Annotated in this window: 10 protein-coding genes; 3 read left to right on the top strand and 7 right to left on the bottom strand. The window is 38.4% G+C overall.

Going from position 1 to position 12,117, the window contains the following annotated elements; translation table 11 throughout:
• Nucleotides 1-510: 510 nt before the first annotated feature.
• Together GNE10_RS09810 and hemE are read right to left on the bottom strand one after the other, a co-directional pair.
• Nucleotides 511-1,449: an NAD(P)-dependent oxidoreductase gene (locus tag GNE10_RS09810; protein ID WP_185565014.1), complete on the bottom strand. Its 939-nt coding sequence runs from the start codon at nt 1,447-1,449 to the stop codon at nt 511-513.
• A 222-nt stretch (nt 1,450-1,671) separates the two neighbouring features.
• Nucleotides 1,672-2,733, bottom strand: a complete 1,062-nt coding sequence (gene hemE / locus GNE10_RS09815) for a uroporphyrinogen decarboxylase (RefSeq protein WP_185565016.1) — start codon at nt 2,731-2,733, stop codon at nt 1,672-1,674.
• Nucleotides 2,734-3,028: 295 nt separating this feature from the next.
• On the opposite strand from hemE, the gene GNE10_RS09820 reads away from it, so the two are divergent.
• Nucleotides 3,029-3,769 carry a hypothetical protein gene (locus GNE10_RS09820; protein ID WP_185565018.1) on the top strand — a complete coding sequence of 247 codons (741 nt, stop codon included), beginning with the start codon at nt 3,029-3,031 and terminating at the stop codon, nt 3,767-3,769.
• A gap of 90 nt (nt 3,770-3,859) precedes the next feature.
• Here the strand turns inward: GNE10_RS09820 and GNE10_RS09825 are convergent, their stop codons facing one another.
• The 4 genes from GNE10_RS09825 to GNE10_RS09840 all read right to left on the bottom strand — a co-directional run bounded on the left by GNE10_RS09825 (nt 3,860) and on the right by GNE10_RS09840 (nt 7,642).
• On the bottom strand, nt 3,860-4,663 hold the full coding sequence (locus GNE10_RS09825; protein ID WP_185565019.1) for an FkbM family methyltransferase: 804 nt from the start codon (nt 4,661-4,663) through the stop codon (nt 3,860-3,862).
• Between the two features lie 75 nt (nt 4,664-4,738).
• A complete protein-coding gene (locus tag GNE10_RS09830) occupies nt 4,739-5,641 on the bottom strand; it encodes an LD-carboxypeptidase (RefSeq protein ID WP_185565020.1) in 903 nt (300 codons plus the stop codon).
• Entirely contained in the window at nt 5,638-6,969 is a 1,332-nt protein-coding gene (locus GNE10_RS09835; protein WP_185565021.1) for an ABC transporter substrate-binding protein, read from the bottom strand. The genes GNE10_RS09830 and GNE10_RS09835 overlap by 4 nt, the downstream gene beginning before the upstream one ends.
• A gap of 19 nt (nt 6,970-6,988) precedes the next feature.
• On the bottom strand, nt 6,989-7,642 hold the full coding sequence (locus GNE10_RS09840; RefSeq protein WP_185565022.1) for a glycosyltransferase family A protein: 654 nt from the start codon (nt 7,640-7,642) through the stop codon (nt 6,989-6,991).
• A 411-nt stretch (nt 7,643-8,053) separates the two neighbouring features.
• Here GNE10_RS09840 and GNE10_RS09845 point away from each other — a divergent pair, with 411 nt between their 5' ends.
• Complete coding sequence (locus tag GNE10_RS09845; RefSeq protein WP_185565023.1) at nt 8,054-8,827, top strand: FkbM family methyltransferase; 774 nt, start codon at nt 8,054-8,056, stop codon at nt 8,825-8,827.
• Between the two features lie 117 nt (nt 8,828-8,944).
• On the top strand, nt 8,945-9,322 hold the full coding sequence (locus GNE10_RS09850) for a VOC family protein (RefSeq protein WP_185565024.1): 378 nt from the start codon (nt 8,945-8,947) through the stop codon (nt 9,320-9,322).
• 104 nt (nt 9,323-9,426) lie between these two features.
• On the opposite strand, the gene GNE10_RS09855 is transcribed toward GNE10_RS09850, so the two are convergent.
• Complete coding sequence (locus GNE10_RS09855) at nt 9,427-12,057, bottom strand: DNA polymerase III subunit alpha (RefSeq protein ID WP_185565025.1); 2,631 nt, start codon at nt 12,055-12,057, stop codon at nt 9,427-9,429.
• Nucleotides 12,058-12,117 lie beyond the last annotated feature (60 nt).

Raw genomic sequence — 12,117 nt, forward strand, 5'->3', positions numbered from 1 at the left:
GGTATAAATTATCAATTTTTGATGTAATTCTAAGAAAAAATATTATTTTTATATCAAAAATATATTTATTTTTGATGATTTAAATTAGTTTTGAATCTCAAATTATGTCATCTAAAATCGCAAATTAGTTTCAGCGATCGCTCTTAAAAATCGTTCTCAAAACTAGTGGTCTGTCCCATTAGTTCTGATAGGTGAACTCCTCCTTAATTTTTCTTCCTTTGCGCTCTTCTCTGACGAGACGCTGCGCGAATGCGTCCTTTGTGGTTCGTTTTTTTAACCCTCAAAATTAATGAAAGTTCAGATAACGCCACAACAATAAAGATTAAAAATGACTAAATAATATAATAAAATTGGCGTTGCTGATTGGTGGGATGATTTTTACCTCACGCATACTGCCAAAGGCGGAACCCGGAGGATAGGCGCAAAGAAGCAAAGAATCAACCTTTAGCCTTGGTCAAAAATCTCAATTCATCCGGCATTTATGGAACATCTAAAATTGTTATCCTAGCCTCAACTTAATTTCAAAACATCACTCATGGTTGCACAATAATTTGGCAAACCAAAACTGCTAGGATTAACTGCATTTTCATAAGTGAAATGCCGATAATTCATGCAAAACCTATCCCAAGCAGCCATGCGAATACGGAACAAAACAATAATTAAATTTGCTAAAGCTATGGATACAGGAATGCGAAAGTAAATCTTTTTGCCAAAATAAGCACAAACTTGTTCCACTGCTTGGTTAGCAGTTAATTTTGCTTGACCTAAAACAAATTGACGTGGTTGATTGTTGCCAGGAGGATGTTCAATTAAATATTGCACCACAGTGGCAATGTCTCGCCCGTGGATAAAATGAAAACTACCATCTGCATTCAAAAAGCGAATCAAATTAATATATTTAGTAACTTCTCTAATACCAGATGAAACAGCAGAATAGGGTTTATTAGTATCACCACCCAAAACTATAGTCGGAAAAACCGTGGTGATTTTGGGCGCTATTTCTAATTTTTCTTTTTGATGTAAGCATTCATATTTAGAGCGTATATAATCTGTACCGATTTCTCCAGCTTCTTTTAATGGTTGATTGTGGCTATCCAAAACGCTAGCTGTGGAAAAATAAATTACCTGTTGGCATTTATTTGGATCTAACAGCTTCATCAGCTCTATAGTTTTGTTAACATTAATATCAAATGTGTTCTCTCCACCCCAAGCTGTCGCAGTGAGTACTGCTATATCAATTGTTGATAATAAATCAGCAAATTGGCTAATATTTTGCATATCACCTTGCAAAACATTAATACCTAGACGTGCGTGAGTATCAATTTGCAGTTTAGCGGGGTTTCTAACTAGCAGAAACAGTTCGTAATCTGTTTCTTGAATTAAGGCTTCTGTTATATAATGACCTACACAACCACTTGCACCAGTCACTAAAATCCGTTTCTGGCTCATAAAATAATTTCTAAAAAGTTAGGAGTTAAAAATTAAGAGTTAAGAATAAAGTCGAAAGTTCCAAATCAGGAGTTAAGAAGAAAAAATAACTTTCAACTTTGCAACACTTTATAGGTCATAGCTTTGCAAATTTTAGATTTTGCATCGCAGCCTTGATGGTTTTCAAAAAGAATTTGGATTTTGGATTGAATCCAAAATCTAAAATCCAAAATTGAATGGCTCCTAACCCTTAACTCCTGCCAAATTCAGTTGCTTTGCGGTTTCAAAGAAGAAAGCGACATTTTCTTCTGGAGTTTCCGGTAAGACACCGTGACCGAGATTGAGAATGTGACCCCAATTGCCGGCTTTGCGAACGGTATCATAAATGCGATCGCGGATAAATTCTTTAGAGCCAAATAGCACACCTGGGTCAAGATTTCCTTGGACTTTCACTTGTTTGCCCAATCTTGCCCGTGCTTCTGCCATATCCACAGCCCAGTCTACAGTGACGATATCTGCGCCAGATTTGCCCATTCTTTCCAACACGCCTGCACTACCGCTAACTAACAAAATTAACGGTGTATCGGGGTGGGTTTGCTTCACTTGTTGGAAAACTCTCTGCTGATAAGGCAGAGCAAAGGTGTCATAATCTTGGGGACTTAATTGACCCGCCCAAGAATCGAACATTTGTACCACTTGAGCGCCAGAGTCAATTTGATAGCGGGCATAAATGGCAATGGCATCTGCGAATTTTGTTAACAATTGATGCAAGATCGTGGGGTCAGAAAACGCCATATTTTTAATGACGGAATAGGTTTTAGAACCTTTTCCTTCCACCGCATAAGCGGCTAAAGTCCAGGGCGCACCTACAAAGCCCAACACCGTTGATTTATCGCCTACTTCAGACCGTAGCGCCTGCAAAATTGTTTTGATGAATGGTAGAGCTGCTTCTGGTTCTAAGGGACGCAGGTTATCAATTTGTTCTTGAGTGCGGAGAGGCGAATGAATGATTGGCCCTTTACCTTCGGCAATGTCCATATCAATGCCCAAACCAGGTAATGGGGTGACAATATCAGAAAATAAAATTACTCCATCTGGCTGGAAGGCTTTCCAGGGTTGCAAGGAAACTTCAATTGCGACTTCTGGAATTTCCGAGCGATCGCGAAACGAAGGATACTTATCTCTCAAGTCTCGATATGCTTTCATATATCGTCCTGCTTGTCGCATCATCCATACAGGGGGACGATCTACTACTTCACCACGAGCAGCACGTAAGAGATGAGGAGTTGTTAACGAAACGCTCATTTATCACTTCATCCTAAGTCACTTTTTTATGCCATTGTTTAGCTTATCATTCTAGGATTACGCTTTTTCAGAATTAAGGGGACTGGGGGCTAAGGACTAGGGACTGAGAACTGGGAAATAGGATAAAACAGGAATCAATATTGAATTGGGAATTGGGCATTGGGCATGGGGGAAAGGGAAATGGGGAAAGGGAAAGGGGGAAAGGTTAAATTTATCCCTTTACCCTTTACCCTTTAACCTTTTCTCTTACCTGACTCATCTCCCTTATCCCCCACTCCCTACTCCCTAATCTCTTATGCAATCCGACTCCAACAGCCCCGATGGCTTGACATCAGCTAATAACGAGCCTAGCCCAGGAAAATTTTTGATTCCGCGATCGCAGCGACAGAAATTCTTTTTTCAGTTTACCTTAATGACCCTCATCGGATGGGTTGTTGGCGGCGTTGCCAGTATCGCTTTAGAAAAACTGATTCTCGAAAACTTGTCTCTAGATTCGCAAGGCTGGATTATTGTGGTTAGATGTCTGAGCAATCTTGCCTTTGCGCTGATTTTTTCTGCGGATCAAGCCCTTGTGGTTTATCGATATCTATCTGGTTGGCAATGGATATTTGCTACTAGTGTTGGTTGGTTAATTGCCAACGGCGTTTCTACAGCTTGGATTAACTATATTTCATCCATTGCCGGGTCGTTCAATGAAGCTTTATCACCAGAACAGACTTTGATTTTAGGATTTCTATCTGCCATTGCTTATATTATTTCTGGCATTTGGCTAGGGATTTGCCAATGGCTGGTTTTAAGAAAATATACAGCAAGTGCTTGGTGGTGGAATTTTCTACCTTCAATTTCTTTCTTATTAATTACTATTTTGGTTTGGTTACTTTTTATTGTGCAAAATCTAATTCCCGAAGCCAGCCGTAATTTTATCTTGTATTGGAGTGGACAAGCGTTAACAGCAATAATTCTCGGAGCCATACCAGCAATTGGCTTGTGTACTTTGAAGAGAAATTTACCTAGTCAAAGTAAAATTGTTCGCTGATTCGATGCTTTATTTGGGCAAAGCCCTACATACCCGTCAGTCACTCCTGTTTACGGTTAACTGTCAACATAATAAACAATGCGTAACAGTCTATAAACTAGCGTGAGTATCATACCAAGGTTCTTTAATGTTGAGTTTCTCTAGCAGCGTTCTTCCCCCAGGTAATTTGGAAACAATTCCATTTACTCCCAGGATTCTAGAGTTCAAAAAAATGCCTTTGTAAACGTCAATTATTTCTCTTTCCGAAAGCCAATTTCCTGGTGTTTCTTCTCCAAACAGTCCGCTAGCACCATATTCAAATTTATATGGTACATACTGACCTTCTTGTGCTGGTGAGGGACAAACTTGTTTTGGTACTTCTGCTTGATTAATGGCTTTGAATTTCTGATAACCAAGTTCTTTAAACACTGCAAATTCATTCAGCAAAGCATTCCAAGAAGTTTTTGTGGATTCTATAGAAATAAATTTTGGTTTGCTCGCAAATTGTCTTAATGCTTGTACGCACAATATTTCAGTACCTTCAATATCAACTTTCAAATAGTAGGGAATGCCAAATTTTTCCAGGATTTTTTCAAATCGGCATCCTTCTACTGTTGTCTCGATGAAAGGGGTACTAAAGGTAGTTTCGGTTTTTTTAACTCTATCTAATGAAGTTGTACCCCAAAAGGTTTGGTTTGAATTTGTATAAAATGTGACTGGTTCGTCTTTGATTGACACAGCAATATTTAGCAGGGTAAGCTGGCCATTTTCAATGAAGTTATTGAATCGTTCTTTCACTGATTTGTAAATCTGAGGATCGGCTTCTATACCAATCACTCGAAAGCCTTTTTTTAAGTAAAATTCTGTATCTTGACCCGTGTGAACGCCGACATCAATGATTAAATTTTTGTCCATACATTCCTTATTTTTTTAATTCTGTGTTTGCCAACTTTTCCGAAGCAAGTTTTAAAAATTGCTATGGTGTAAAATTTATCGTTCGTCGATGGCCAATATCCCTGCATCTGCGTCTAAAGTTGCTTTGACACCAACTGGTAAGGCTGCATTGGGGCTATCGTGACCAAAAGGCAAATCGAAGACTACAGGAATCCCCAAATCCCCCAAGCGATCGCGCAATACTTCTTCGACGCTAAAACTAGGCACGTTTGGCGGGGCTTCACAACGAGTAAAACCGCCCAAAGCAATGCCGCGCACTTTTGCTAAAGCACCACTTAAACGCCACTGGGTAAGCATTCTATCGATGCGATAGGGCGCTTCTGTGACATCTTCCAGTGCCAAAATTACGCCATCAAAATTTGGCTGAATTGGTGTATTTAAAAGATGAGTTGCTACTGTCAAGTTTCCTGGTAATAAAGTGCCAGTTGCAATACCACCACCCCAACCACAACCTTTGATCGGAGCCAGACAACGACCTTCCACCAAATCAAACAATCGCTGGATTGACCAATCTGGTTCATCAGCAAGGGTTGTCAGCACAGCGCCGTGAACGCCGACAATATCCACGTTATAAAGACTCCATAAAAGTGCAGTGATGTCAGAAAAGCCAATCAGCCACTTGGGAACTTCTGAATTTTGTTGCCAATGCCAATTTTCTAAGATGCGAGTGCTACCGAAACCACCTCTGGCACAGAGGATACCGCGACAATTGGGATCTTGCCATGCTGCTGCTAGCTGGTGGCGGCGGTTTTCATCGTCGCCAGCTAAATATCCCCATTTATCATCTATCTTGGGACTGATTTCAACTTGGTAGCCATGCGATCGCCAAATTTCTATACTTCGTGTAAATGCCTCAAATTCTCGTAAAGCACCACTAGGAGCAATGACTCGCAGCAAGTCACCGGGTTTGAGGGGTGCTGGTAGGATTTTAGATTTCATTGAGGTTGTATGGAATCCCAAATTGAGTCGAGGTTAGCTTGGGCTTTTTCCAGTGCTATTTCTGGAGATTCACCAAGTATGGCGGCTTCAATCGCTCGACCAAGAGCATCAGACAAACGACTATAGCCAGGAATAATTGGTCTGTAACCCGATACAGACATTTGGTCAAGAAAAGTTTTGAAAATAGGTTTTTGTTTGAGAAATTCTTGATAAGCTTGACTTTCGGCTGATTTAATATTTGTTGGTAAAAAACCTGATTTAATACTCCATTCTGTTTGGAATTCTTGACTCAAAATATATTCAAAAAACTTGAGTGCGGCTTGTTCTTTTTCCGGTGTAGTTTTCATCAAAAACAAATTTCCAGTGCCTTTAACAGAAGCTTGCTGGAGATTTGCAGGTATGGGAAACGCTTGAAAGTCAACGTTAGACTTCATAATGAAAGTCCAGGGCCCTGTGATTTGCATCGCCACACGACCTGAAATAAAAGCGTCTTCCTCATAACCTCGTTCTGGGGGAGAAAGGGTTGCTGAACCATCTTTTAATAGATTTTGCCAAAATTGTAAGGCAGCGATCGCTCCCGGATTCGTCAAATTTGGGCGATTATTGGTGACAATTTCTCCCTTAGCGCTTAATAAAAACCCGAACCAACTAAAAACAGTCCATTCTCCCTTTCCTAAAGGCAATAAAATTCCATATTGTTCTGGTCGATTGTCGCCATTACGGTCTATGGTTAGTTTTTTGGCAACTTCTCTCAATTCTTCCCAATTTTTCGGTGTTTGGGTAATTCCTGCTGCTTGGAAAAGTTTAGGGCGGTAAAAAATCCCCATATTCGCAGTAGTGAGAGGAACTGACCAAATGTGACCATCAAATTCCAATTCTTCAAATAAATTAGGAAAAATTTCCGACTTTTGTGGCAATTTGGAAAGCCATTCTTCTAGAGGTCGAATTGCTTCTAACTCTACAAATTGACCTGTCATTTGTGGAGAAAATGACAACATATCTGGAGCCGCATTGCCAATCACAGCTGTCAAAATTTTTGGTAATATTCCATCTACTCCTACATAGACAGATTCTACATAAACATCACTTTGAGTTTCATTAAATTTATCGATTAATTTATTAAATACATCCCGATTACCCGGTGGATTCATACTGTGCCACAGTGTGATATGAATTGCACCATTGTTTTTTGGTGTTGTACTTTGACAACTAGATAAGAAGAGTAGAGATAAACTGAGGATAATTCCTAAAAATAAATTTCTCCATTTATAGCTAGTATGCTGATAAAATATATTTTCTCTTGACTTTAAATCAAAGTTAATGTTCATACCAAATATCTAGCTAAATTTAGGAGATTTTATCCATAAAAATTTTTGTGGTACTAGTTTCTGTTCTAGTATAAATATAAGTCTCTGGTTCTTTTATTTTGTGAGTTTTAAAAATTTTTTCAGCGCGAGACCACAACTCTGCATCTTCTCCATAATCAACATTCTTAAATCCTTTTAATTCCCAAAACACCTTTCTTTTGCCGAAAAATGTCCCACCGACAACGCATTCTCGAATACTAATTTTTTCACCTGGTTTAAAACAATCGGCAACGAAAAACTCTTCTTCGATTTCGTATCCTCCTTCAATTAAATCAATTTCCGGATTAGCTTGCATATATTCCCGGCGGGACTCTAGATGATTGTTTTTATACGTATCATCGCTATCTAGAAATGTGATATAGTTTCCGAATGATGCCTGGATACCAGCATTTCTAGCAAAAGCAGCTTTACGATTTTGATGTTTTAGATAACGAATATTTTCGTATCCTTGCAAATAAGAATTAACAACTGTAAAAGTCTCATCTTGACTTCCATCGTCAACTATAATTAGTTCCCAATTCCTAAAAGTTTGCTCCAGAACACTATTAATACAATCGTTTAAATACTTTGCTCGGTTATAAGTAGATAAAATAATCGAAATTTCCGGTAAAGGGTAAAAATTTATACTAGGCATTGTGGAAAATAAAAATATGGTTTTGAGAAGAATTATTTCAACTTAGCATAACCGATACATTATACGATATCTATGGGCTAGCCAATGCAGGTGTTTAGCAAATACCCGGAACTTGGCATACTAGGTCGCTTCAAGGACTGATGCTTTTCTAAATTTTTACTTGTCAAGGCAACTACAGCGTATTTCACGTAAATGAAGTACACGGCTAGGGACACAGCCATGTTCCCTGCGATTATCTGTACCTCACAAAGTTCTAATCTGCTGTATATTTTAAATTTAGTTCTTAGATTGACATACTTAATGTTATATATATTAATTAGGATTTTGGTCATAGATTAAATATCAGATAATGCTTTCATCAGTATTTAGATATTTTGATCGCCAATTAATCAAACCACTACGAATACAAAAATGAATACCAAAAAAATAACTTTTTCCAATGATTTTGAATGCTACTATGTCGGCAGTAAAGAAGAAACAGAATATATCTTTAAAGAAGTTTTTATTGAACAGCAGTATCTTCAGAACGGTATCGTAATTAAGGAAGGAGATTGTATATTTGATGTGGGAGCAAACATTGGTATGTTCTCACTATTTATCAATCAACTCCAGCAAAAGGTAAAAATATATGCATTTGAGCCGATTGAGCAAATTTTTGACGTATTAAATGAAAATATTTACTTACATTTTTTAGAAAAAAATGTATTTTTATTTAATTATGGATTAAGTTCAGAAAATAATCACGAGCGAATATTTACTTTTTATCCCCAGATGACGGGACATTCAACATTAAACCCAGGTGAAAAATTAGTCAATATAGACGCTATTTCTGATAAATTATCCAACGATGTTGAAGAATTATTTACAGATTTTATTAAAGACGTACAACAAGTAAAGTGTCAAGTGAGAACACTTTCTTCTGTAATTAAGGAATTAGGTATTAATTCTATAGACTTATTAAAAATTGATGTGGAAGGCGAAGAATACGAAGTTTTCAAAGGTATAGAATCATCAGACTGGGGTAAAATCAAACAAATTGTAGCAGAAGTTCACGATCGCCAAGGAAAACTAGATCGAATCAAAGAAATGCTTACCTTTCATGGCTTTAGTCAAATCAAAGCTGAAAAAATTAATTTTTTACCTTATAAATTTGTCGATACGTATAATTTATATGCTGTACGCTAAATACATCAGAATTTAGAACTCAGATACTCAAGTTTTTAGTTTATCTGGATTGATATCGCTCTTGAGATACCGTTTTGTTGAAAAATATTCCAAGTACCTATATAAAAGTCAAAGCTGATGTTTGACCATCTATCCTTTGGGGTGAGTAGTTTAGAACGCAGTCTAGCCTTCTATGACGCCGTGCTTGCGCCCTTGGGTATCAAGCGGCTATTTAGTTTAACTGACATTGCTGGTTATGGCACTGATAGCTTCCCCAGGTTTTGGCTTGTGAGTCGCCAAAAATTTACCCATGAAGTATCAAGGGGCTTTCACCTGGCATTTATCGCCAATAATCGTAATGCTGTCGATGCTTTTTACGAACAAGCGATCGCTTTTGGAGCTAAAGACGATGGTAAACCAGGATTGCGCCCACATTATCACCCTCATTATTATGCCGCTTTTGTAATCGATCCTGACGGATATCGCATAGAAGCCGTTTGTCATGAACCAGCATAATTAGTCATTAGTCATTAGTCATTAGTCATTTGTTTTTCCCCGCGTCCCCGTGTCCCCATGTCTCCCTATCTCCCCATCTCCCCACCTCTCCACCTCCCTCATCCCTACTCTGGCAAACCCTCCACCCGCAGCAAATCTAATTCGCCCTCAAATATTTCATCAATGGGCAACATTTGACCATCAACAGTCATAAATTTATGGTCTTTTGTTGCTCGAATCACTGAACCGTCTTCTAAACTATATTCAAACACTTCTTGCTGTCCGCGATGATGCCACTGGGCGATGGGTTGACTATAAATATTTCCATTACCATCGACGCTGTAGACGCTACATTCAATGTTTTTTTCTACAATTTCTCCAATGGGTAAAAATCCATATTCTACCGTCAAAATTTCAGTGTCATAGCTTAAACAATATTCAGCAAATTTCAACATTTGCTCGAATAATTCATCAGCAACTTGTTTTTTTACACCATTTTTGGCTGCACCATCGACAAATTTTTCTCGCTGCTTTTGCATCTCCGAAACTTTCTTTTTACCCATTGCCCGACGCAACAAGTCAGCTTGTCCCAAGGAATAGCCAGCCATATCTTGAGCAATTTTCATGATTTGCTCTTGATAGACCATGATTCCATAAGTTTCATCTAATATTGGTTCTAAAATATTGTGTTCGTAATCAATTGTTTCTCGACCGTGTTTACGATTAATAAATTTCGGAATTAGTCCTGCATCTAATGGCCCCGGTCGATAAAGTGCCAAAATCGAAGAAATATCTTCTATATTAGAAGGTTTCAAATCTCGGACTATTTGACGCATTCCAGAAGATTCTAATTGAAATATTCCTTCTAATTCACCTGCTTCTAATAATTCGTAAGTTTTCCTGACTTCGTTAGGTAAAATCGTATGTTCGCCTTTAGCTAATATACTTTGGGCTTTTCTTTCGCCACGGGTGATTTCATCCGGGTCAATCCTATATCCTTTATTTTCTTCGATTAAATCAAGAGTTTTTTGAATCAAGGTCAAGTTACGCAAACCCAGAAAGTCCATTTTCAACAAACCCAATGATTCCAAGTCTTCCATGAAATATTGAGTAATTACAGAACCGTCATTATTCTTTTGTAGCGGCACAATTTCATCTAGTGGTTCATCTGAAATCACTACACCGGCTGCATGAACTCCAAAGGTTTTGTTTGTTCCTTCAATTCGCATCGCCATATCAACCCAATGGCGGACTCTTGGATCTTGATCGTATTTTTCTTTAAACTCTGCTTCTGGAGTTGCATCAGAAATCATCACCTTTAGTTTTGTGGGTTTTCCCCGCACCACAGGAATTAATTTCGCCATTTTGTCGGCTTCGCCATAAGGAATATTTAATACTCTGGCCACATCTTTCAAAACAGCTTTGGAAGTTAAACGGTTAAAGGTAATAATTTGGGCAACTCTATCTGCACCATATTTCTCTGTTACGTAATCAATAACTTTATCGCGTTGTTCAATACAGAAATCCGTATCAATATCAGGCATGGATTTCCGTTCTGGGTTTAAAAATCGCTCAAATAATAGTCCATGATGTACGGGGTCAATGTTAGTGATTCGCATTGCATAAGCCACTAACGAACCAGCGGCCGAACCTCTACCAGGGCCGACGGGAATATTATTATCTCTGGCAAATTTAATGTAATCCCAGACAACTAAAAAGTATTTGGAAAAACCCATTTGCTGGATCATTTTGAGTTCGTATTCCAATCTTTCTTTATAGACGGAATCTACTTCATTTCGTGATTTACGATTTAATCTTTCTAAAAGTCCAATCCATGCAACTTCCTCCGCGTAAGTATCAGCAGTATGACCGGAGGGAATTGGAGGGGTAGGAATTTGAGGCTCACCCATAATATGGTAAGGCTCGACTTTATCGGCAACTTCTTCAGTGGTGGCTACAGCTTCTTCAATGACATCATCTGGTAAATGGTCGCGAAATAGCTGCTTCATTTCTTCGGCAGATTTGAGATATTCTGTGCCGCTATAACGCATCCTATTATCTTCAATAATTAACTTGCCAGTTTGAATACATAACAAAGCGTCATGGGCTTCAACGTCAAAACAAGAAATAAAATGCGAATCATTGGTAGCAACAAATTTAATCCCTAATTCCCGCGCGATTTTGACTATTTCAACATTCACAATCCGGTCTTCTTGGGAACCGTGGTCTTGAATTTCTAAATAATAATCATCACCAAATACATCTTTATACCACTGAGCCACTTTTCGCGCTGCATCTGGTCTGCCACTGAGAATTGCTTGGGGAACTTCTCCACCCAAACAAGCACTAGTAACAATCAAGCCTTCATGATATTCTTTGAGTAAATCTTTATTAATACAAGGACGAGAAAAAATTCCTTTGCCTTGAACGCCTTTGAGATTAGAAATACTAGTTAATTTGACTAAATTTTTGTAACCTTTGGTATTTTTAGCTAAAACAACTTGATGATATTTGGGACGGCGTTCTTGTTTCTCAATATCGCCGTTAATGATATACATTTCATTACCGATAATCGGCTTAATATTTTGACTGCGGCAAATTTTAATTAATTCAACCGCACCATACATAACACCATGATCGGTAAGGGCGATGGCCTTCATCCCCATAGCGATCGCTCGTTCCACTAACTCTGGTAGCTGACTTGCTCCATCAAGCAAACTGTAGTCACTGTGAATATGCAAAGGGACAAAGGACATAAGCGCCTCCAAACACAAGCCAAAAATATCTCTAGGAGCTTACCGGATTTTGCAAAGCAA

Source organism: Nostoc sp. 2RC, from assembly GCF_014222165.1.
Classification (GTDB): Bacteria; Cyanobacteriota; Cyanobacteriia; order Cyanobacteriales; family Nostocaceae; genus Nostoc; species Nostoc linckia.